At 61.2% G+C, this 22373-nt stretch carries 24 protein-coding genes; 13 read left to right on the forward strand and 11 right to left on the reverse strand.

Annotated elements, in window-relative coordinates; all coding sequences use genetic code 11:
- Nucleotides 1–177 precede the first annotated feature (177 nt).
- From BLU28_RS21745 to pcaD, 9 genes are all read right to left on the reverse strand, one after another.
- Complete coding sequence (locus BLU28_RS21745; protein WP_004445125.1) at nt 178–939, reverse strand: amino acid ABC transporter ATP-binding protein; 762 nt, start codon at nt 937–939, stop codon at nt 178–180.
- A gap of 13 nt (nt 940–952) precedes the next feature.
- Nucleotides 953–1792, reverse strand: coding sequence for a transporter substrate-binding domain-containing protein (locus BLU28_RS21750; protein WP_004445123.1), 840 nt, complete (start codon nt 1790–1792; stop codon nt 953–955).
- A gap of 42 nt (nt 1793–1834) precedes the next feature.
- Nucleotides 1835–2485 (reverse strand): amino acid ABC transporter permease, encoded by a 651-nt coding sequence (locus BLU28_RS21755; RefSeq protein WP_004445121.1) that lies wholly within the window; start codon nt 2483–2485, stop codon nt 1835–1837.
- 12 nt (nt 2486–2497) lie between these two features.
- A complete protein-coding gene (locus BLU28_RS21760) occupies nt 2498–3166 on the reverse strand; it encodes an amino acid ABC transporter permease (RefSeq protein WP_004445120.1) in 669 nt (222 codons plus the stop codon).
- A gap of 341 nt (nt 3167–3507) precedes the next feature.
- The gene (locus tag BLU28_RS21765; RefSeq protein WP_045531628.1) at nt 3508–4596 is read right to left on the reverse strand and encodes a 3-carboxy-cis,cis-muconate cycloisomerase; all 1089 of its coding nucleotides are present in this window, start codon (nt 4594–4596) and stop codon (nt 3508–3510) included.
- Nucleotides 4597–4664: 68 nt separating this feature from the next.
- Nucleotides 4665–5285 carry a protocatechuate 3,4-dioxygenase subunit alpha gene (pcaG, locus tag BLU28_RS21770; RefSeq protein ID WP_004445117.1) on the reverse strand — a complete coding sequence of 207 codons (621 nt, stop codon included), beginning with the start codon at nt 5283–5285 and terminating at the stop codon, nt 4665–4667.
- A gap of 2 nt (nt 5286–5287) precedes the next feature.
- Complete coding sequence (gene pcaH / locus BLU28_RS21775; protein ID WP_004445116.1) at nt 5288–6028, reverse strand: protocatechuate 3,4-dioxygenase subunit beta; 741 nt, start codon at nt 6026–6028, stop codon at nt 5288–5290.
- Nucleotides 6025–6459, reverse strand: coding sequence for a 4-carboxymuconolactone decarboxylase (gene pcaC / locus BLU28_RS21780; RefSeq protein WP_004445114.1), 435 nt, complete (start codon nt 6457–6459; stop codon nt 6025–6027). Before pcaC ends, pcaH begins: the two co-directional genes overlap by 4 nt.
- Nucleotides 6460–6462: 3 nt before the next feature.
- Nucleotides 6463–7260 carry a 3-oxoadipate enol-lactonase gene (gene pcaD, locus BLU28_RS21785; RefSeq protein ID WP_077986935.1) on the reverse strand — a complete coding sequence of 266 codons (798 nt, stop codon included), beginning with the start codon at nt 7258–7260 and terminating at the stop codon, nt 6463–6465.
- Between the two features lie 93 nt (nt 7261–7353).
- On the opposite strand from pcaD, the gene pcaQ reads away from it, so the two are divergent.
- Nucleotides 7354–8295: a pca operon transcription factor PcaQ gene (gene pcaQ, locus BLU28_RS21790; RefSeq protein WP_072493010.1), complete on the forward strand. Its 942-nt coding sequence runs from the start codon at nt 7354–7356 to the stop codon at nt 8293–8295.
- Nucleotides 8296–8495: 200 nt separating this feature from the next.
- Here pcaQ and pobA read toward each other — a convergent pair whose 3' ends face one another.
- Nucleotides 8496–9668: a 4-hydroxybenzoate 3-monooxygenase gene (gene pobA, locus BLU28_RS21795; protein WP_077986936.1), complete on the reverse strand. Its 1173-nt coding sequence runs from the start codon at nt 9666–9668 to the stop codon at nt 8496–8498.
- Nucleotides 9669–9785: 117 nt separating this feature from the next.
- Between pobA and BLU28_RS21800 the strand changes: the two genes are divergently transcribed.
- Complete coding sequence (locus tag BLU28_RS21800; RefSeq protein WP_022562713.1) at nt 9786–10709, forward strand: helix-turn-helix domain-containing protein; 924 nt, start codon at nt 9786–9788, stop codon at nt 10707–10709.
- Here the strand turns inward: BLU28_RS21800 and BLU28_RS21805 are convergent.
- Nucleotides 10679–11440, reverse strand: coding sequence for an IclR family transcriptional regulator (locus BLU28_RS21805; RefSeq protein ID WP_077986937.1), 762 nt, complete (start codon nt 11438–11440; stop codon nt 10679–10681). The two genes, BLU28_RS21800 and BLU28_RS21805, sit on opposite strands and share 31 nt — an antisense overlap.
- Nucleotides 11441–11578: 138 nt before the next feature.
- Here BLU28_RS21805 and BLU28_RS21810 point away from each other — a divergent pair, with 138 nt between their 5' ends.
- From BLU28_RS21810 to BLU28_RS21865, 11 genes are all read left to right on the forward strand, one after another.
- Nucleotides 11579–12286 (forward strand): 3-oxoacid CoA-transferase subunit A, encoded by a 708-nt coding sequence (locus tag BLU28_RS21810; RefSeq protein WP_004445108.1) that lies wholly within the window; start codon nt 11579–11581, stop codon nt 12284–12286.
- Nucleotides 12283–12978, forward strand: coding sequence for a CoA transferase subunit B (locus BLU28_RS21815; protein ID WP_077986938.1), 696 nt, complete (start codon nt 12283–12285; stop codon nt 12976–12978). Before BLU28_RS21810 ends, BLU28_RS21815 begins: the two co-directional genes overlap by 4 nt.
- 10 nt (nt 12979–12988) lie before the next feature.
- The gene (gene pcaF, locus BLU28_RS21820) at nt 12989–14194 is read left to right on the forward strand and encodes a 3-oxoadipyl-CoA thiolase (protein ID WP_077986939.1); all 1206 of its coding nucleotides are present in this window, start codon (nt 12989–12991) and stop codon (nt 14192–14194) included.
- 432 nt (nt 14195–14626) lie between these two features.
- Complete coding sequence (locus BLU28_RS21830) at nt 14627–15655, forward strand: LacI family DNA-binding transcriptional regulator (protein ID WP_077986941.1); 1029 nt, start codon at nt 14627–14629, stop codon at nt 15653–15655.
- A 280-nt stretch (nt 15656–15935) separates the two neighbouring features.
- On the forward strand, nt 15936–16118 hold the full coding sequence (locus BLU28_RS21835) for a hypothetical protein (protein ID WP_131258881.1): 183 nt from the start codon (nt 15936–15938) through the stop codon (nt 16116–16118).
- Between the two features lie 152 nt (nt 16119–16270).
- Nucleotides 16271–17179: a sugar ABC transporter substrate-binding protein gene (locus BLU28_RS21840; RefSeq protein WP_034496704.1), complete on the forward strand. Its 909-nt coding sequence runs from the start codon at nt 16271–16273 to the stop codon at nt 17177–17179.
- A 46-nt stretch (nt 17180–17225) separates the two neighbouring features.
- On the forward strand, nt 17226–18122 hold the full coding sequence (locus BLU28_RS21845) for a sugar phosphate isomerase/epimerase family protein (RefSeq protein WP_077986942.1): 897 nt from the start codon (nt 17226–17228) through the stop codon (nt 18120–18122).
- A 9-nt stretch (nt 18123–18131) separates the two neighbouring features.
- Nucleotides 18132–19142 (forward strand): Gfo/Idh/MocA family protein, encoded by a 1011-nt coding sequence (locus BLU28_RS21850; protein WP_077986943.1) that lies wholly within the window; start codon nt 18132–18134, stop codon nt 19140–19142.
- Between the two features lie 8 nt (nt 19143–19150).
- Nucleotides 19151–19936: a TIM barrel protein gene (locus tag BLU28_RS21855; protein ID WP_077986944.1), complete on the forward strand. Its 786-nt coding sequence runs from the start codon at nt 19151–19153 to the stop codon at nt 19934–19936.
- A gap of 196 nt (nt 19937–20132) precedes the next feature.
- Nucleotides 20133–21179, forward strand: a complete 1047-nt coding sequence (locus BLU28_RS21860) for a LacI family DNA-binding transcriptional regulator (protein WP_004445099.1) — start codon at nt 20133–20135, stop codon at nt 21177–21179.
- A gap of 116 nt (nt 21180–21295) precedes the next feature.
- A complete protein-coding gene (locus tag BLU28_RS21865) occupies nt 21296–22372 on the forward strand; it encodes an Ldh family oxidoreductase (protein WP_006700206.1) in 1077 nt (358 codons plus the stop codon).
- Nucleotide 22373: the final 1 nt, after the last annotated feature.

The raw sequence follows: 22373 nt of genomic DNA on the forward strand, positions 1-22373 counted from the left end.
GGCGGGCATCGCCTGCCTTCGGGTTGCTGGCGAGGTGATGAAACCTCGCCGTCGTCATCCTCGGGCCTGATCCCGGGGATCTGTCATCCGCTGGCTCCATTGATCCCCGGGCCTGTCCCGGGGATGACGCTGTCTCTGCGGGGGAGGTCGCCAAGAGTTCCCCGCGGAGCGCGAACCTCAATGATGGGCGAGAATTTCGCCAAGGAACGTGCGGGTACGCTGGTGCTTGGGATCGCGGAAGAATTCCTCCGGGGGGCCTTCCTCGATGATCTCGCCTTCCGACATGAAGACCACGCGGTCGGCCACCTGCCGGGCGAAACCCATTTCATGCGTCACGCAGATCATCGTCATGCCGTCGCGGGCAAGACCGATCATGGTGTCGAGCACTTCCTTCACCATTTCCGGATCGAGGGCCGAGGTCGGTTCGTCGAACAGCATCGCCTTCGGTTCCATACACAGCGCCCGCGCAATCGCCGCGCGCTGCTGCTGGCCGCCGGAAAGCTGGGCGGGGTACTTGTCGGCCTGGTTGAGAATGCGCACGCGCTCCAGATATTTGCGTGCCGTCGCCTCCGCATCGGCCTTCGACAGGCCTTTCACCCGCATGGGCGCCAGCGTGCAGTTTTCCATGATGGTCTTGTGCGGGAAGAGATTGAAGCTCTGGAACACCATTCCCACTTCGCGCCGAACCGCATCGATGGCGCGGCTGGAATCCGAAAGCATGGTTCCCTCCACTGTAATCTTGCCCTCCTGAATCTCCTCCAGATGGTTGATGCAGCGAATGAGGGTGGATTTGCCCGAACCGGACGGGCCGCAAAGAACGATCTTCTCGCCCTTGCGAACCGTCATGTTGACATTTTTAAGCGCGTGGTAGGCTCCATACCACTTTCCGACCCCTTCAAGGGCGATAAGCGGAACCTGTGCGGCGGCGGATTGCGGCATGGAAACCTCCAGATTACTTCACGGTGAAGGGGATGTCGGGAAGGCTGTCCGGGAAGGCCGGCACTTCGCGCTTCATCCATTTGTCGTAAATCTTGGCGAGCTGACCGTCCGACTTGATCTTGTCGAGGAAGGCGTTGACGGTTTCGTTCCAGTCCTTCTCGCCTGGGCGGGTGCCGGCGCCGTTATACATGGTCGTCAGTTCGAACTTTGATTCGTACTTGCCCTCGGCGGCCTTGTTCAGCCGGTCGCCGTAGAACATGTTGCCGCCCACGGCTTCGACCTGGCCCGATATCAGCGCCTGAATATTGGCGGCGTCGTCATCGAAGCGCAGGATATTGGCTTTGGAGCCGGCACCGGCAGTAATCGCCGTGTCCATGGCGCTCGACTTCGGCACGCCGACATTGATGCCGGTCAGATCATCGTAACCGGCGATCTTCTTGTCCTTGGGGGCATAGACGGAAAACACGTTGCCGACATAGGGCTTCGAATACTGGATGCTCTTGGCGCGCTCGGCGGTCATGGCCATGGTGGCGAAGAGCACGTCGACCTTGCCGGTCAGCAGCGCCGGGATGCGGTTTGCGACGGCGAGCGGCACGAACTCGGCCTTGACGCCGAGATAGTCCGCGAAGGCCTTGCCGATATCGGCATCGAGACCATCCTGCACGCCGCTGGAATTCACGAAGCCCCAGGGCGAATTATCACCCTGAATGCCGATGACGACCTTGCCCTTGGCCTTTGCCTCTTCAACGGTCCCGGCGAAAGCATCGCCCGGTGTCACGAAAGGCAGCGCAACCGTTGCCGCGGCGAGCGCGAGCAGGGCGCGACGCGAGAATTTCATGCTGGTGGTTTTCATCTTTTGCTCCTCCTTACAAAGCTGATGAGATGGTTTTGACGTTTAACGGGACGCGGCCTGCAGCCGCTTTTCGACGCCGGCGCCCCACAGGGAGAGCGGCCAGCAGATCAGGAAATAGATGATGCCGACGAGGGCGAAGACGGTGAGCGGGCGGAACGTCTGGTTGGAGACGATCTGTCCGGCGCGGGAGAGCTCGACGAAACCCACGATCGCCGCAAGCGAGGTGCCCTTGATGAGCTGCACGAGGAAACCGATGGTGGCTGGCAGTGAAATCTTGAGGGCCTGCGGCAGGATCACATCCTTCATGCGTGAGACGTAATGCAGGCCGAGCGCATTGGCCGCTTCCGTCTGCCCCTTCGGCACAGCCTGGATGCCGCCGCGCCAGATTTCACCCAGAAAGGCGCTGGCATGCAGCGTGAAGGCGATGGCAACGGCGATCCAGGCATCGACATTGAGGCCGGCGAGCGCCACGCCGTAATAAACGACGAAAAGCTGCATCAGGAGCGGCGTGCCCTGGAAGATGGCGATGTAGGCCGTGCTTGCCCGCTGGATTGCCGGGCTGTCCGCAACGCGGGCGAGCGCCACGCAAAGGCCGAAAATGCCGCCGCCGATAAAGCCGATGATGGTCAGCGCAAGGGTCCATTTCAGACCCTGCAGCAGGAAGAAGAGTTCGTTGGGACCGATGGATGCCATTGTCTTTTCTCCTCACTTGACCGGATAGCTGAAGGAAAGGCGGGAGATGAGCGAGAAGACGGCCATCATCAGCGAGGAAATGACGAGATAAAGCAGCGTGATCGAGAAATAGACCTCGAAGGATCGGAACGTATCCGCCTCGATCTTCTGCGCGACCGAAGTCAGCTCGTAAGCGGCGATCGAAGTGCAGACAGACGTCGTCAGCGTCAGCATGATGAACTGGCTGGTGAGTGACGGATAGACCGCGCGCAACGCCGGCTTCAGGATAATATGGCGGAAGATCTGCGCCCGGTGCAGGCCGAGCGCGAGGCCCGCTTCCACCTGGCCCTTGGGGATGGAATCGACCCCGCCTCGAATGATTTCAATGGCGTAGGCGCCACCGTTCAGGGCCAGCGCAATGATGGCGGTGACGGTGGGATTGAGCTTGATGCCGATCTGCGGCAGGGCGAAGAAGATGAAGAATATCTGCACCAGAAACGGCGTATTGCGGATGGCTTCCACAAAGCCGATGACGATGCCGCGCAGCAGCCTGAAACGCGAGCGTCGGGCGACAACCCCGAGAACCCCGATGACGGTGGCAAGCGACATGCCGGCAATGGCAAGGCCGATCGTCGCCAGACAGGCTAAAAGCAGCTCGGGCAGCCGGTCTATGACCGCTGAGAAATCGAGACTGTAAGACATTCTTCCTCCCAACCCCTTCGGGTCCGGACAGGCTTTGCGCCTTGTCCGCATCGCTCTGGAACCGTGCGGCGCCAAAGCCCTCCATTTGTCGATTTTTGCCGCTGCGGGCTTCGAACCCTCGTCGGCGGCGTCTCGTTAATCTTAATGTTTGTACCAGTTAGTTCATTTTTGTGTCAAGCGCCATATCCGGTTAAAAAGCGGCGTTGCCGCTGTTTTTTTGTTTTTTGAAATTCCCGATAAAGTCTTTTTTATCAATGGCTAATGCAAAGGAGCGCAAGCGCTTTCCGCACGTCACCATGTCGCCACCGGTCGCCCGTCTGGCAGTTCCTGGAAGCCCTGGTCTATGGAAGATGGCGATCGCCCTGAGGCTCGTTTTCGCCTGCGCCCAACCTGTCTATCTGTCCCGCCAACCGCTCGGCGATCAGCAGCGAGGCTCCCGTTGCCGTCACCATTTGTGGGAGCGACAGCCATTCCAGCATCCAGCCCGCGCCGGACCTTTCCTGTTCGTGCACAAGCGACTGGTGCAACGCCGATATGTGCACGGCATTGAAGCGCGCGAGCGTCACCAGCGTTTCGGCATTGACCGGGTTTTGTTTGTGCGGCATGGCCGAGGAACCGCCGCCTCCGGAGAGGCGGATTTCCGTGCCAAGTTCGGCCATGAGCGCGATGTCCTGCCCGAACTTGCCGAGCGTGCCCGTGATCAGCGAAAGCAGACCGGAAAATTCGGCGATGCCGTCGCGCTGGCTTTGCCATTGTGGCCGATCCGCAAGGCCGAGGCGCCTTGCCAGATCGATGCGCACGGCTGCGGCATTGTCACCGAGCTTTTCGAGCGTGCCGGCCGCGCCGCCGAATTGCAGGGCGAAACCGGTCTGCGCGAAGCTCTGGAGCCGCAGCAAATGGCGCTCCAGCGGTGAAATCCAGCTTGCCGCCCGATCGGCGACCGTGATGCCGATCGCGGCCTGCATGCGGGTATAGCCCGTCAACGGATTATGGCCGTCGCGGGAGGCGAGATCTCCCAGCGTATCGACGAGACGCCCGAGCCGCATGGCGATGATTTCCGCCGCCATTTTCAGCCGCAGCATCAGGCTGGTATCGATGACATCCTGGCTGGTCGCGCCGAAATGCACCTTGTCCGCTGCCTTGCCGGCGACCGCCGCCCGCATCTGCCGGATGAGTTCGGGAACCACAACGCCGTCCTTTGCGACGCCGTGGCGAAGGGCGGTGATGTCGGCGGCAAAGTCCGACAGGCCTGAGACAATCGCTTGTGCCACCTCATCCGCAAGGATGCCAGCCTCCGCCTCCGCCTCCGCCAGCGCCGCTTCGAAACGGATCATGGCGTCGATATCCGCCCTTGCCGAAAACAGCTCGACGATTTCGCTGTCGCCGAAAAGGCCTGAGAGGAAAGGGTGCTCGAAGGGGGAAAGGCTCATCGTCCGTCTCGCTTTCTTTTGCGCATATCGTTGTCGCAAAACCGCTGCACACTTTTGCGCGATATGCGTCAGATATCGAAAAACACGGTTTCGCCTTCGCCCTGCAGACGGATATCGAAACGATAGACGTTGCCTTCTTCCTTTTTGGCGACAAGCGTGGCGATGCGGCTTTTCTGCTCGATGCGGGCGAGAACGGGATCGGCGGCATTGGCCTCCTGTTCTTCCGGGAAATACATACGGGTCTGCAGGCCGATATTGATGCCGCGCGCGACGATCCAGAAGGTGATGTGCGGCGCCATCGGCCGACCGTCGCGGAACGGCACCGAGCCGGGCTTGATGGTTTCGAAGACGAATTCGCCCGTATCCATGTCACCGGGCGAGCGGCCCCAGCCGATGAAATTCGGATCGGCCTTGCCGCGCGTTTCGCTCGGGCTGTTGTAATAGCCGTCGGTATCGGCCTGCCATATCTCGATCAGCGCATCCTTGAGCGGCATGCCGGCGCCGTCATAGACCGTGCCGCGCACGCTGATGCGCTCGCCGCGGGCCTTGTCGTTATAAAGCGGGCCGGAACCGAGATCCTTCTCGAACACGCCTTCGATGCCGACGAAATTCGGTGTGCAGCCGATATGCACATAGGGCCCTGCCGTCTGTGAGGCGGTTTCCTTGAAATAGTTGAGCGGCTGAACCATGGTCAGTTGCCCTCCATGCGGTTTTCGAAAAGGGTGGAGCGGCGACCGCGCAGCACGATATCGAACTTATAGGCCAGCATGTCCATCGGCAGCGTCGCATTCATGTCCAGCGGCGCGATCAGTCTCCGTATCGCATCCTCGTCCGGAATGGTTTTGACGATCGGACATTTCCAGATCAGCGGATCGCCCTCGAAATACATCTGGGTGATGAGGCGCTGCGCGAAACCGTGACCGAAGATGGAGAAATGGATATGGGCCGGCCGCCAGTCATTGACGCCGTTCGGCCAGGGATAGGCGCCCGGCTGGATGGTCTTGAACCAGTAATAGCCGTTCTCGTCGGTGATCGTGCGGCCGACGCCGCCGAAATTCGGATCGATGGCGGCGAGGTAGCTTTCCTTCTTGTGGCGGTAGCGACCGCCGGCATTGGCCTGCCAGAATTCCACCAGCGCGCCGCCGACGCCGCGACCGCGCTCGTCCAGCACCCGGCCATGAACGAGAATACGCGGTCCAACAGGCATTTCACCGGGGCGGGCATAGTTCAGGATGAGATCGTTATCCAGCGGATTCAGCATGCCATGGCCAAAAACGGGACCGGTGATCTCGCTCTTGGTTCCTTCAAGCGAAATCAGGGCGCGTTGCGGCGAGCGCAGGATCGAGGTCTTGTAGCCGGGCGCATAGGCCAGCGGGTGAATATCGCGGTTGCGCGCGAAGAAAGGCCCGGTTTCTGGTGGCTGGTTGCTCATTTCGTCTCCTCCCCATCGCCAGTTTTATCAAGGGAACTATCGGCTTTCATGCTGGCCAGGGCAAGCTTGGCAATCTTGAAAGCATGATTGGCGGCAGGCACGCCGGCATAGATCGCCACGTGCATCAGCGCCTCGCGAATATCCGCCTCGGTTGCGCCGGTATTGACGGTGGCGCGCACATGCATGGCAAGTTCTTCGTCCTGGCCCAGCGCCGCAAGAAGGGCGATGGTGACCATCGAGCGCTCGCGTTTCGTCCATTGATTGCCGGACCAGACGGTGCCCCAGGCGCCTTCGGTAATGAGCTGCTGAAAAGGCTGGTCGAAGCCCGTCGTCACGGTCTGGGCGCGGTCCACATGGGCATCTCCCAGCACGGAGCGACGGGTCTTCATGCCCTGTTCGAAACGTTCGTTCTTGTTGTTCTGGTCCGCCATCGGTCAATGCTCCGGCAAGGTCTTGAGAAAAATGCACGCGGCCTGCGCGTAGGCGAGTGGCTGTTCAAGGCAGGGAATGTGGCCGCAGCCGGCGATTGTTACAAAGCGGCTTGCGGGAATGAGGTCTGCCAGCGATTTTACCAGTTCCGGCGGTGTCGAGCCGTCCTGATCGCCCACGACACAAAGCGTCGGCACGGCAATGCGCCCGGCGGCAGCGGTAAAATCCGCATCGCGGATGGCGGCGCAAGTGCCGCTGTAACCGGCTTCCGGCTGCTGCGCCAGCATGTTGCGTGCGCCGGCATAGGCGGCATTGTCAGGCGTGCGGAAGGCGGGCGTGAACCAGCGCTCCATGACGGGATCGACTAGCGAGCCGAGGCCATCGGCAGAGATTTTGTCGATGCGGGCGTTCCACATGTCGGCCGTGCCGATCTTGTGAGCGGTATTGCTGAGCACGAGTGCGCGGACGAGATCGGGCCGGCGGGCATAAAGCCCCTGGGCAATCAGGCCGCCGACGGACAGTCCCCAGATGACGGCACTTTTCACGCCGAGATGATCGAGCAGCGCGATCAGGTCACCGGCATGGTCGTCGATCGAATAGGGTGGGCAACCGATATCGGAAAGCCCGTGGCCACGCTTGTCGTGCAGCACGTAGGCATAGTCATCGCCAAGCACCTCGGTCACCGCATCCCAGATGCGGAAATCCGTACCGAGCGAATTGATGAAGGCGATGACCGGCTTGCCGCTGTCCAATCCCTTGACGCGATAATGGATCACGGTCTCGCCGCAGCGCAGAAAATGCATGATGGCTCCTCCTGCCGGGGATATTGCAAGCGGGTTCCGGTTAAGTAAAATGACATTATCGATGAAAATCATAACCACTGGATTATACGAGCGATGGTCGACCAGCGTATCAAGTTCCGCCACCTGCAGACCTTCGTGGAGGTTGCGCGGCAGAAAAGCGTCATCCGTGCCGCCGAAATCCTGCATGTCAGCCAGCCGGCGGTGACAAAAACGATCCGCGAACTGGAAGAGATTCTGGGTGTCTCGCTATTTGACCGCGAGGGTCGCGGCATTCGCATCAGCCGCTACGGCGAGGTTTTCCTGCGCCACGCCGGCGCGACGATGACGGCGTTGCGACAGGCGGTCGATTCGGTTTCGCAGGAGGCGGCGCGCGCCGGTCCCCCGGTGCGGGTGGGTGCTCTGCCCACGGTTTCGGTCCGCATCATGCCGAAGGCGATGGCTGGTTTTCTGGCGGAAAAGACCGGCAGCCCGGTGAAGATCGTGACGGGCGAAAACGCCGTTCTGCTGGAGCAGCTGCGGGTCGGCGATCTCGATCTCGTCGTCGGCCGTCTCGCGGCGCCGCAGAAGATGGCCGGGTTTTCCTTCGAGCATCTCTATTCGGAAAGGGTGCGCTTCGTGGTGCGGGCTGGCCACCCGCTTCTGTCGCCCGGTGTTTCGGTGTTCGATCACCTGCATGAATATCCGGTGCTGATGCCCACACGGCAGTCCGTCATCGGTCCTGTCGTGGAACAGTTTTTGATCGCCAACGGTGTTCCGGCCCTGCCGATTCGCATCGAAACCGTATCCGACGCCTTCGGCCGCGCCTTTCTGCGCACCAGCGACGCGATCTGGATCATCTCGGAGGGCGTGGTGGCGGCGGATGTGGCGGACGGCATCCTCGAAATTCTGCCGGTCGAGACCGGCGATACCAGCGGGCCGGTGGGACTGACGGTCCGGGCCGATACGCAGCCCTCGCTGCCGCTTTCGCTGCTGATGCAGGCCATACGTGAGGCGGCGGGCGAGTTGCTGGATGGGAGGGCGGAGGCTGGTTCTTGAGATGAGGGTGAGGGTCGGAAAAGTCTGAGAACCTCTCCTCCGTCATTCCGGCCTTGAGCCGGAATCCAGCCACGGCGCGTCTGCGCCGTGAAAAGAGTCCTTTTTTCCGATCAATGACTTGATCGCGCTGGACCCCGGATCAGGTCCGGGGTGACGGGTATGGAAACGGTAGGGATAAAAGCCGCGTGTCTGGGGCAGCCCTAATAGGGAAGCCCCACGTAATTTTCCGCAAGCGCGGTGGAAGCGGCGCGGGATTGGACGAGATAATCCAGTTCCGCCTCCTGAATGCGCTGACCGAAATCCCCCGTATCGGGAAAACGATGCATCATCGTCGTCATCCACCAGGAGAAGCGCACCGCCTTCCACACGCGGGAAAGCGCCTTCTGCGAATAGGCGTCGATGCCAGCTTCAGACCTGTCGCGATAAAACTCGATCAGCGCCTCGCTCAGATAATGTACATCGCTGGCGGCAAGGTTCAGGCCCTTGGCACCCGTTGGCGGCACGATATGGGCGGCATCTCCCGCTAAAAACAGCCGACCGAACCGCATTGGTTCACTGACAAATGAACGGAGCGGCGCGATCGATTTTTCAAAGGAGGGGCCGGTCACCATCGCATCCGCATGGTTTTCCGGCAGGCGACGGCGGATTTCATCCCAGAAACGTTCATCGCTCCAGTCTTCAGGCCGGTCCTCGAGCGAACATTGAATGTAATAACGGCTGCGCGTGTGCGAGCGCATGGAGCAGAGGGCAAAACCGCGCGGATGATTGGCGTAGATGAGTTCGTGGTTGACCGGCGGCACTTCGGCCAGAATGCCGAGCCAGCCGAAGGGGTAGACCTTCTCGAATTCCTTGATCGCGCCTTGCGGCACGGATTTTCGGCTCACCCCGTGGAAACCATCGCAGCCGGCAATGAAATCGCAATCGATCCGGTGGGTTACGCCATCTTTCTCATAGGTTACATAAGGGCTTTCGCCATCGAAATCATGCGGCTCGACATCAGATGCATCGTAGATGGTCGAGAGGCCGGCCGCTTCGCGCACATCCATCAGGTCATGGGTCACTTCCGTTTGACCATAGACCATCACACGCTTGCCGCCGGTCAGATCGAAGAGATCGATACGATGGTCGCGACCGTCGAAGGTCAGCGAAAAACCGTCATGCGGCAGACCTTCCCGGCGCAGGCGTTTATCCGCGCCGGCCTTTTCCATGAGCTGTACCGTGCCTTCTTCCAGCACGCCGGCGCGGACGCGGCCGAGAATGTATTCCTTGCTGACCCGGTCGAGAATGACGGTCTCGACACCGGCTTTCGCCAGAAGCTGGCCAAGCAACAGCCCCGATGGACCGGAGCCGATGATGACGACCTGTGTACGCATTGTTTCCTCCCGAACTTGTCTCCAGTCAAGAAATTGACCAAGCGTTGCCGGAAGCTCAATGGACTTTCCGGTCCGTAAATTGCACAATCCGACCATTGGGCGCAGGAGGGGGATGAGATGCGTGTGACTGCCAATGAAGGGCTCTATGGCGAGGAAGCCGCGCAGGGCAGCGATTTTCGCTTCCATTGCGAAACGCTTTTTTCGCGGAGCAGCCTGCATCGCTTTGAAATCGGCCTGCATCGCCATTCTGCTTTTTTGCAAATCTTGTACATTTTTGGCGGCGAGGGTGATGCCTTGCTGGATGGCCGCATCGAGCCGATCCGCCCGCCGGTCGCCATCATCGTGCCACCCGGTTTCGAACACGGCTTCCGTTTTTCCCGCGATATCGGCGGCGTGATCGTCACTATGCTGCAGGGCGCGCTGCCGGCATCCGTGCAGGCGCTTCTGCTGCGGAATTTCTCCCAACCGGTACTTCTGCCCTTGCAGGATTTTGCCGATGGAGAAGGAGTGCGCAGCGGGTTCGAACGGATTTCCGCGGAATATGAGGCCCGTGAGATCGGTCGCGACGCGATGATAGAAGGCCAGCTTGCGACCGTCGTCGCGCTTCTTTCACGGGCGGCGCGGCCGCTTCTGGAAACAAGCGGTGAGGGCCTGGCGGAGCAGCGTTTCGAACGGTTGCTGTCGCTGATCGCCCGCCATATCCGCGAGCCGCAGAAAGCCGGTTTTTATGCGAGGAAGCTCGGCCTTTCGGAAACGCACCTCAACCGGCTTGTCCGTTCCGTTTCCGGGCTCAGCCTGCAGCGGCTGATTGCCAAGCGCCAGATCGAGATCGCCCAGCAGGAACTGGTCTTCACCGTCTCCAGCGTACAGATGATCGCGGAGGGTCTTGGATTTGCCGATCCCGCTTATTTCAACCGCTTCTTCAGGCGGGAAACCGGCATGACGCCGCGCGCCTGGCGGCTCGCCGAGCAGCGCAAGATGGGCGATACCGGCGCGCGGCAGATGCCGCTTCAGACCAGCATTCTCGCCAGTTCCCGCTGAACGGACAGAAGTGCAGGCAAATATCGCTCCACCAGATCATCCATCGAAGCGACCGAGGCGGCGAGCCCGACATTCAGTGCGGCAACCGTTTGGCCACGCACGCTTTTCAGCGGCACGGCGATGGAGCGAAGGCCGATTTCGACTTCCTGATCGATCAACGCATAACCGCGATGGCCGGTCACCTCGATTTCGGTGAGCAAGGCCTGAATATCAGTAATGGTTTTTTCCGTGCGGGCGACCAGCCGGGAGGCTTCGAGAATGTCGCGCTGGCGTTCGGGCGGCTGAGCGGAAAGAAGAACACGGCCCATGGAGGTGCAATAGGCGGGCAGGCGCGACCCCGGCATCAGCGCAATGGACATGACCCGCTGCTGGGCGGCGCGGGCCACATAAACGATTTCGGTTTCGTCCAGGATAGAGACGGAGGTGCTCTGGCCGATCTCCTCCGAAAGGCGATCGATGAGCGGCTGGACGATTTTGGGAAGCGGCATGGTGGCGAGGCAGCCGGTTCCGAGCCGCAGCACCTTCGGCGTGACGGTAAAGAACTTGCCGTCATAGGCGGCATAACCAAGCTCCGATAGCGTGAGCAGGCAGCGGCGTGTGGTGGCGCGGTCCAGTCCGGCGATCTCGGCGGCATCGGAGATGGAAAGCCGCGGCCGCTCGGCGCTGAAGGCTTCGATCACGCGCAATCCCTTGGCGAGACCGCCCATCATGTCTCTTTCATTGACGGCCATGGCTCCGCTCCATTTGTGCGATATACGAACAAAAATCATATAACGCACAAAATCCTTGCCGTCGAGGCAATTTCAGCTTTACCTCATGTCCAAGCAGCCCTGCCGGTCCATCCGCTCGGCTGGATGGAGGTTTTGAGAATGGACAAGACAATCAAGAGCGCGGAAGAGGCGCTTGCTGGCATCGGCGATGGTGCGACGATCATGATCGGCGGTTTTGGCGGCTCCGGCGCGCCGATCGAGCTGATCCACGCACTGATCGACAAGGGACCGAAGGACCTTACCGTCATCAACAACAACGCCGGCAATGGCCGCATCGGCATCGCCGCGATGATCGATGCGGGCATGGTCAAGAAGATGATCTGCTCCTTCCCGCGCTCTTCGGATCCGCGCGCCTTCACCGATCGCTATCTGGCCGGCGAAATCGAACTGGAGCTGGTGCCGCAGGGCACGCTTGCCGAGCGCATTCGCGCTGGCGGTTCCGGTATTCCGGCCTTCTACACCCCGACAGGTTTCGGCACGGAACTGGCAGAAGGCAAGGTAATCGCGGAATTCGACGGCCGCTCCTACGTGCAGGAGCGCTGGCTGAAGGCCGATTTTGCCATCGTCAAGGCCGAGCTTGGCGACACCTATGGCAACCTCACCTACAACAAGGCCGGGCGCAATTTTAACCCGCTGATGTGCATGGCCGCGAAAACCACCATTGCGCAGGTCTCGAAGATCGTCGCCGCCGGCGAGATCGATCCGGAGCATGTCGTGACGCCGGGTATTTTCGTGAACGGCGTCGTGGAAATTTCCGATCCGCAACAGGAAGAAGTCCTCATTCGCGCGGGAGTAGCCTACGCATGACCACGACCATCGACACCCGCGAAGACATCAAGCTTTCCAACGCCCAGATCGCTTGGCGCGCGGCGCAGGACATCGAGGATGGCGCCTACGTCAATCTCGGCATCGGCTTTCCGGAAATGGTGGCGCGCTATCAGCCACCCGGCCGTCAGGCGATCTTCCACACCGAAAATGGCATCCTGAATTTCGGCGAAGCGCCGCCGGAAGGCGAGGAGGACTGGAACCTCATCAATGCCGGCAAGAAGGCCGTGACGCTGAAACCGGGCGCCGCCTTCTTCCACCATGCCGACAGCTTCGCCATGGTGCGTGGCGGACATCTGGATGTGGCGATTCTCGGGGCCTATCAGGTGGCCCAGAATGGCGATCTCGCCAATTGGCGCGTCGGCTCCAAGGGTGTGCCAGCCGTCGGTGGGGCCATGGATCTTGTTCATGGCGCCAAGCAGGTCTTCGTCATCACCGAACATGTGACCAAGAATGGCGATCCGAAGCTGGTGGAGAAATGCGCCTTCCCGCTGACCGGCGTCGGCTGCATCACCCGCATCTATACCAGCCATGCGGTGATTGACGTGGTCGATGGCCGGTTCGTGCTGCGTGAAAAGCTGGCCGCGATGACGTTTGAAGAGCTACAGGCCATGACCGGCGCGCCGCTTCATGTGGATGGCACGGTTGCTGATCTCGTTGCACCGGAACTTTGAGGAAACACCGATGACCGAAGCCTATATCTGCGATTACATCCGCACGCCCATTGGCCGTTTCGGCGGTGCGTTTTCTTCCGTGAGGGCGGATGACCTCGGCGCGGTGCCGCTGAAGGCGCTGATGGAACGCAATCCTTCCATCGACTGGGAAGCCGTCGAGGATGTGATCTTCGGCTGCGCCAATCAGGCGGGTGAGGATAACCGCAACGTGGCGCGCATGTCGTTGCTGCTCGCCGGCCTGCCGGTGTCGGTAACCGGAACGACCATCAATCGTTTGTGCGGTTCCGGCATGGATGCCGTCATTGCTGCCGCCCGCGCCGTCAAATCGGGCGAGGCGGAGTTGATGATTGCCGGCGGTGTCGAAAGCATGAGCCGCGCGCCCTTCGTTCTGCCCAAGGCGGAGAGCGCTTTTTCGCGCAATGCCGAAATCTACGACACCACAATCGGCTGGCGTTTCGTCAACCCGCTGATGAAGGCGCAATATGGCGTCGATTCCATGCCGGAAACCGGTGACAATGTCGCGGTCGATTATCAGGTCTCGCGCGAGGATCAGGATGCCTTCGCCGTACGCAGTCAGCAGAAGGCAGCGGATGCGCAGGCCAATGGCCGGCTCGACAGGGAAATCGTTTCGGTAACGATCCCCCAGCGCAAGGGCGATCCACTTGTCGTCTCGAAGGACGAACATCCGCGGGCCACAAGCCTCGAAGCACTGGCTAAGCTGAAGCCGGTGAACAAGCGCGAGGGCGCTACGGTAACGGCGGGCAATGCGTCTGGCGTCAATGATGGCGCGGCCGCGCTTATCATCGCGTCAGCCGAGGCTGCGAAGAAATATGGCCTCACTCCCATCGCCCGTATCCTCGGTGGCGCCGCTGCCGGCGTGCCGCCGCGCGTGATGGGCATCGGCCCGGCTCCGGCCTCCGCCAAACTTCTGGCGCGGCTCGGGCTGAAGCAGGAACAGCTCGATGTGATCGAGCTGAACGAGGCATTCGCCAGTCAGGGCCTTGCAACGTTGCGCCAGCTCGGCATTGCCGATGACGATGCGCGGGTAAATGCGAATGGCGGTGCCATCGCGCTCGGCCATCCGCTCGGCATGTCCGGTGCGCGTATCGCCGGCACGGCGGCGCTCGAACTTTCCTTGACGGGCAAGCGGCTGGCGCTCGCCACCATGTGTATCGGCGTCGGGCAGGGTATCGCCGTCGCGCTGGAGCGGATCTGACGGGATAGCGGCTTCAGCATCGTGATGACGGTGCTAATGCCGCCGTAAACCGGTACGAATTCCCGCTGCCGCAGCTTCCTTAGTGTGACAGTGGCCATTCAGGTTACTCGGCAGGTGATTTTTCGCTCTGACACATCCCAGCCCCCTCATTCCTGTGCTTGTCACAGGAATCCAGCCGACGCGCGTCTGCGCGGCGGAAAGACTCCTCTCAGCCCAGGGACTTGGGCTGGCTGAGTCTCTGTGACAAGCACAGAGATGAGGGGAGGAGGCGTGCTGGGCCAAGCAAGCCGGCCCTGCGATGCAGGCCCCGGTCGATTATTCCCTGATAAAGTACTCCACGCTCTTATCCCTCTGCACATGTTGGATTCCATCATAATCCGTGACATGTTTTGCGAGATATGACAGGAATCTTTCCGTCTACGGGGCACCCGCATGAAACGTCCGACCATTACCGATGTTGCAAAGGCCGCCGGCGTCAGCGTCGCCACGGTCGACCGGGTGCTGAACGGCCGCCTGCCGGTGCGGGAGGAAACCTCGCGGCGTGTGTTCGAGGCCGCGGAGAAGATCGGCTTTCATGCCACCAACATCATTCGTCAGCGTATGCTGGCGGATATGCCTTCCTATGGCCTTGGCATCATTCTGCGCAAGGAGCGGCATGCCTTTTATCAGACCTTTGCCGATGAGCTGGAGCTTGCGGCGCGCAACATCCGGGATCGCCACGTCAATCTGCGCATCGAATTTGCGCAATCCGGTGAGCCGGCGGAGCTTGCGGCGCTGCTTATGGGCATGAAGGGCCGGGTACAGGCGGTGGCCGCTACCGGGCCGGACCACCACGATGTCACGGCCGCCGTCGAGGCATTGAAGATCAAGGGCATTCCGACATTCTCGCTGCTTTCCGATTTTGCCCAGGGCGTGCGGGAGGCTTATCTCGGTGTCAACAGCATGAAGGTGGGGCGCACAGCGGCGTGGATGATCTCACGACTGGCGCGCAGCAAGGGCAAGGTGCTTCTGCTGCTTGGCGGTCACCGGTTTCATGGTCACTCGCTGCGCGAAACCGGCTTTCGCAGCTACATGCGTGAATATGCGCCGGAATTTGAGGTTATGGATGCCCTGATCACGCTGGAAACGCGACGCGTAACCTATGAGCTCGTGATGGACTCTATCGCCAAGCACAGGGATCTCGTCGGCATCTATTGCGTGGGCGGCGGCATGGAGGGCGTGATAGAGGCACTTCAACACGAAAAGCGGCAGGAACCCATCGTCTGCCTTGTCAACGAACTGACCCCCTTGTCCCGCCAGGCACTGCTGGAAGGCAGCATCAGCGGCGTGTTCCAGACCCCGCTGCGCGAATTGTGCGCCGATCTCATCGCAACCATGGTTCACACTATCGAACATGGCATGGCGGAGACGCCGGGACAGCGTTTCCTTCCTGCCCATCTCTGGGTTCCTGAAAGCCTTTGATGGTTTGATAGATTACATCATATCGCGTCCGCCCGTTTCTATCATGCTTGATGGTTTTGCCTGCTGCTGACGCGTTGACGTGGTGACCGGACTAGGAAATCTTGCCTGCCTGTGGAGCGGACAGGAGGCCGACCTTCACAGCATGAGATTACGTCGGGGTTGCTTGACGCCGCGGATATTCCTTCGCGGCGCGGGGGCAGCTTTTTCCGGAAAGCCGTGACGGCGCACTTCGAGCGCGATGGTGCGGCCGGTTCTTTTCAAGGTTTGGAGGGGGAACGAGATGAAAAGACATTTCGCCAATGCAGCCTTCGCGACCATGCGGACGACGGGCGCGCCGGTGCAGGCCGTTGGAGTTTCGATGGCGCTGAAACCTGCCGGAAACGCTGCGGCAGACAGGAGGGTCTTCGTGCCCTTCGAGCTGGTAACGCCCACCAATCTCAAAAACCATCAGGCCGGGAATTGAGCCATGGCCGTGCCTGCCGGCTTCTGCGCTCCCCGGGGGAGTGCCGCCGGAGGGGCCTAACGCGCCGCAGCCGGGCACGACCGGCTACGGCAAAAACTGGACAATGCAATCAGCAGCGATTTCCGCGGGAGGAAACCTTGAAAAAACTATTGATGGCGACGGCACTCTGTATCTTCGCGACACCGGCTCTGGCCGAGACCCGAATTGCAGTCTCTATGACGTCTTTCGACAATCCGTTTCTGACGATCCTGCTCAACGGCATAAGGGCCGAGGCCGGGCGCGACAAGACCATCGAGCTTCTGGTCGAGGATGCCCAGCTCGATCCTTCAAAGCAGCTGAATCAGGTGCAGAATTTCATTGCCAATGGCGTCGATGCGATCATTGTCAACGCCGTCGACGGTGACGCTACCTCGGCGATAACCAAGGCCGCATCCGCTGCGAAAATTCCGCTTGTCTATGTGAACCATCCGCCGGCTGAGCTGGAAACCGGGCTGCCTGACGGCACGGCATTTGTCGGCTCCAACGAACTTGATTCAGGCACCATGGAAGCCGAAGCCGCCTGCAAGCTGATGGGCGGCAAGGGCAAGGCCGTCATTCTGATGGGCCCTTTGGAAAACCATGCGGCGCTGGTGCGCACCAAGGATGTGGAAACGGTGTTCTCCAAGCCGGACTGCAAGATCGAAATCCTTGAAAAGCAGACGGCGAACTGGAGCCGCACGCAGGCACAGGACCTCGTTTCCTCCTGGCTGACGGCGGGCATACAGTTCGATGCGGTCATCGCCAACAACGATGAAATGGCGATTGGCGCCGTGCAGGCGCTGAAGGCAGCGGGCGTATCCATGAAGGACGTCGTCATTGCCGGCATTGACGCGACACCCGATGGACTTGCCGCGATGCAGGCGGGCGATCTCGATATCACCGTCTACCAGAATGCGACGAAGCAGGGCGAGGTCTCCGTTCAGACGGCGGTGAAGGCCGCTGCCGGTCAAAGCACCGAAAAGACGCTCTGGGTGCCCTTCGAACTCGTCACGCCGGAAAACATGTCCGCCTATGCCAAATGAGCCGGGGCTTCGGCCCCGTCCCTTATCCCACCGACTGGAAACAGCCATGAATCATACGCTCGATCCCCACATGTTCCGGCATCTTTCGCTGGCCGAGACCTGCCGCAAGGTCGCAGAGCTCGGTTACGACTATGTCGAACTTTCACCCCGTCCGGATTTTCTGTCCTGGTGGACGCGACCGAAGGTCTATCCCGAGCGCGTCGCCGAATTCAAAAAGGCCCTGAAGGATCACGGCGTCGGCCTTGCCACGCTGCAGCCCATGTATCGCTGGGCGAGCCCGTATCCGGACGAATGGGAGGTAGCGATCGACAACTGGAAACGCGCCATCGAGATTGCAGTCGAGATGGAGTGCCCGATGTTCGTTTCGGAATTCGGTCGTGGAGGCTCGCCGGAGCGCAGCCTCAACGACCGGTCCGGCCTGCACCGTCCGGAAACCTGCGAAGCGCAGTTCTTCCGCGCCATGGATGTTCTGGTTCCGATCCTCGAGCGGGAGGGGCTGGTGCTGTCGCTGGAGGCGCATCCCGAAGACTGGGTCGAGGAAATCGCGCCGGCCATCGACATCATCAAGACCATCAATTCCAAGGCGGTAAAGGCCTCCTTCATCGCGCCTCACACCTTCTTTTACGGTCCGGACATGGTTGCCAACCTGCGCGCGACCGAAGGTCATCTGGTGCATGTGCGCCTTGCCGATACCTATGACCACACCAAATCGTCGCAGCTGCGCTACATCGTTAATCCGCCCGGCGCCAAAGTCAGGGTGCACCAGCACACGGATTTCGGCCAGGGCGAGATCGACTGGGAGATATTCTTCGCCACGCTGGCCGACATGAAATTCGACGGTGTGCTGTCGAACTGCGTCTTTGCCTGGGAAGATCGTGTCGATGAAAGCGCGCGTTTTATGCTCAGCGAAACCCGGCGATATGTCGCCAAATACTGGAAATGAGGTTTTCAGATGACTGTGAAAATTGGTGTCATCGGCACCGGTGCCATCGGGCGCGATCACGCCCGACGTATCAATGAGGTTCTGGGCGGTGCGAAGGTCGTTGCGCTGAGCGACGTCAACCGCGCCTCGTCCGAAGCGGTCAAAAAAGACATCGCCCCTGATGCCGCCATTTTCGCCACCGGCGAGGAGCTCATCGCATCAGCTGATGTGGATGCCGTGCTTGTCACTTCCTGGGGCGCGACGCATGAGCAATATGTGTTGGCGGCCATCGCCGCCGGCAAGCCGTGCTTCTGCGAAAAGCCGCTGGCGACGACGGCAGAGGGCGCGAAGCGGATCGTCGATGCTGAGGTGGCGCATGGCAAACGGCTGGTACAGGTGGGTTTCATGCGCCGCTACGACGCCGGTTACGTGGCGCTGAAAAAGACCGTGGACACCATGATCGGCGCCCCGATCATGGTCCATGCCGCCCATCGCAACCCGACCGTTCCGAAGCAGTATGTGACGCCCATGGCAATCCACGACACGATGATCCATGAGATCGACGTGCTGCGCTGGCTGCTCGATGACGACTATGTGTCGGCCCGGGTTCTCTTTCCACGTGCCGCCGCCCGCAGCCATGCAAAGCTGAGGGACCCGCAGATCGTCATTCTGGAAACGGCCAGGGGCACGATCATCGACGTCGAAATCTTCGTGAACTGCCACTACGGTTACGACATACAGTGCCAGGTGGTCGGCGAGGACGGCATTGCCAGCCTGCCGGAGCCGATGGCGATACAGACACGGCTCGGCGCCAAGCTGCAGAACGATATTCTCACCGACTGGAAGGATCGCTTCATCGCGAGCTACGACGTCGAATTGCAGGACTTCATCCATGCGGCGGCGAAGGGAACAGCCTCCGGCCCCAATTCCTGGGACGGCTACGTGGCCGCGATCACTTCCGATGCCTGCGTCGCCGCGCAGGAGACGGACGGAGCAGCCGTCGCAATCAGGCTTCCCGCCCGTCCCGCCCTTTATCAGTGAGGTCTTTCATGCGTTTTGCCATCAACCACATCACCGCCCCGGCGCTTTCGCTTGAGGACTTCTTCCAGACCGCGCGCGAACTCGGCCTCACCGAGGTCGAGATCCGCAACGACTTGCCGGATATTGTCGGTACGGTGACACCGGCGCAGGTGAAGGCGGCGGCCGACAAGGCCGGCGTGACGATCATCTCCATCAACGCGCTTTATCCCTTCAACGTCTGGTCGGGCGACCTGCCGCAGCGCGCCGTCGCCATGGCCGATTACGCCGCGGCGAGCGGTGCAAAAGCGCTGGTCATGTGCCCGCTCAATGACGGCAGGGCGGTTTCCTTCGACGATCTCGTGACGGCGCTGAAGGCCATGAAGCCGATCCTTGAGGAGAGGGGCCTTACCGGTATTGTCGAACCGCTCGGCTTCCCGGTCTCCTCGCTGCGCACCAAGACCGAGGCGGTGAGAGCCATTGATGTGGCCGGCGGCGGCGATGTCTACAGGCTGGTGCACGACACCTTCCACCATCACCTCGCGGGCGAGATGGCGTTTTTCCCCGAACGCACCGGTCTCGTCCACATTTCCGGCGTCACCGACCCCGCCGTCTCCGTCGCCGACATGCTGGATGCCCACCGCGTCCTGGTGGATGGCGCCGACCGGCTGGAGAATATCGCCCAGATCAGGGCGCTGGAGGCCGCCGGTTACAAGGGCCCCTACAGCTTCGAGCCCTTTGCGACGGAAGTTCATGACCTGAAGGACCCGGCTGCTGCCGTGAAAGCCAGCATCGACCACATCGCCGGCGCGCTCTGACCGCGCTGCCGCCCGCGGTGAAGCGCGGGCGGCAACCGGACGATCGCCAAAGCCGGAGAAATCAATTCCGCATTTACGGATGATGCTGTAGTCTCCGCTAACGAGAGAGCAGCAGACCGGCGCGGTTATTCTTCAGATCGATTGCGTGAGTCTTTCCGCCAGGGCCGTCCGAAGAAGAGTGGTTGAATTCCCTTTTATGAAAATAGACAGGAAAACGACGCTTAAGGACGTCGCGCGGGAGGCGAATGTTTCGCTGAGCACGGCTTCGCATGCGATCAACGGCACGGCGCCGCTCACCACGCAGGTTCGCGAGCGGGTTCTGGAAGCCGCCCGGTCGCTTGGTTATCTCGAAAACCGGCGCCAGAAGGCGACCATCGCCACCTTGCGTGTCGTCCTGCTGGCCATGACCAATGACGCGGCACCGCAGAGCGACCTCAACATGGTCAGCTGGACAATGTTGAACGGCTTCCGCCGCGAATGCGAGCGGCGCGGAATCCGCATCGTTCCCTATGTCAGTGCAACGAGCCGGCTCGACCCCGTGGCGGTTGCCGAAGCCGTCAGGACAGATAATGTGGACGGTGTCGTGGTTCTGAATGACGACAGGCCGCAGCTGGTCGAGGCGCTTTCCGCGCTTGGCAAGCCCGTGGTGCTGATCAATGGCGAAGATCCGGCCATGATCGTCGATACGGTAACGGCGGAGAACCGGTTCGGCGCTCGCCTCGGCATCGAGCATCTGCTGTCGCTCGGGCATCGCAATATTGTGCATGTGACCTGGAAGGGCCGCACGACGATCCGCCGTCGTCATGATGGCTATAACGATGCATTCCTTGCAACGGGCCTTGCCGTTCCGGCCGATATGGTCATCGAGGTCGAGAGCTACGAACCGGAATGGGGGGAGGTGGCTATCCGCCGTCTGCTTGCCGAGCAGCGACCACTGCGAAACGCCACCGCGATTTTCTGCGCCGCCGATAATCTGGCGCTCGGCTGTCTGAAGGCCTTGGGGGAGGCCGGCATCCGGGTGCCCGAGGATGTCTCGGTGCTGGGTTTCGATGACATCATGCCAGCCGCCTTCAGCACACCGCCTCTCAGCACCATCCAGTTGCCCGCCGACAGGCTGGGCGGGGCGGCGCTGTCGCTGCTGGAGCAGCGGCTGGTGGCGGCCGATCCCACCCGGCCGGCGCACCGGCTGGAACTCGGTTGCCGGCTGGTGCTGAGGGGCAGTATCGCCCCGCCGCGCAAATAGGCCGCTTTCCGCCGCCGCCGCGCCGATCGACGTTTTCCAGGTGATATTCGATTGCAAAAACCTATCCCATGAATAGCCTGTGCGGCATGGATTCTGGAATCGGGAGGGTTCCCCGCATGTCGCACAGCAATGAAAACGTCCCTGCTCTGGCGAGGCTGGATGAGCTGGATCGGTTCTGCCGCGCCGTTTTCCTCGCTGCCGGTACGGATGACGAGACGGCCGATGCGGCGACCCGCGCCATGATGCATGGTACGCGGCTTGGCGTTGACAGCCACGGTGTGCGCCTGCTCGCTCATTATGTCACCGCACTTGAAGGCGGGCGTCTCAATCCGCGACCGCAGATCAGCCGCGTTTCCGGCTTCGGCGCGGTGGAGACGGTGGATGCGGACAACGCCCACGGCGCCCGCGCCACCTATGCGGCCATGGAAAACGCCATGGCGCTCGCGGAAAAATTTGGCATCGGCGCGGTGGCGATCAGGAATTCCTCGCATTTCGGACCGGCTGGGGCTTATGCGCTGGAGGCGGCCCGTCAGGGCTATATCGGCCTGGCATTCTGCAATTCGGACAGTTTCGTGCGCCTGCATGATGGCGCCATGCGCTTTCACGGCACCAACCCGATTGCCGTCGGCGTTCCTGCAGCGGATGACCTGCCGTGGCTGCTGGACATGGCGACCAGCGCGGTGCCCTATAATCGCGTGCTGCTTTATCGTAGCCTCGGGCAGCAATTGCCTGCGGGGGTTGCCTCGGATGGTGACGGCGTCGATACAAGGGATCCGAATGCTGCGGAAATGCTTGCCCCCGTCGGCGGCGAATTCGGCTTCAAGGGGGCGGCGCTGGCAGGAATGGTGGAGATTTTCAGTGCGGTTCTGACCGGCATGAAGCTGAGCTTCGATATCGCCCCGATGGGGGGGCCGGATTTCTCCACGCCGCGCGGGCTTGGTGCCTTCGTTCTGGCGCTGAAACCGGAAGCCTTCCTTGAGCGCGACGCGTTTGACGAGGGCATGAAGCGCTATCTCGAAGTGCTGCGGGGTTCCCCCGTTCGCGAGGATTGCAAGGTCATGGCGCCTGGCGATCGCGAATGGGCGGTGGCGGCGAAGCGGGAAAGGGAGGGGGCGCCGGTCGATCCGGTCACACGCGCAGCCTTTTCGGAAATGGCGGCAAGGTTTTCGGTCAGCCCGCCCGCTTATCACTAAG

The sequence above is a fragment of the Agrobacterium pusense genome, from assembly GCF_900102105.1.
Lineage (GTDB): Bacteria > Pseudomonadota > Alphaproteobacteria > Rhizobiales > Rhizobiaceae > Agrobacterium > Agrobacterium pusense.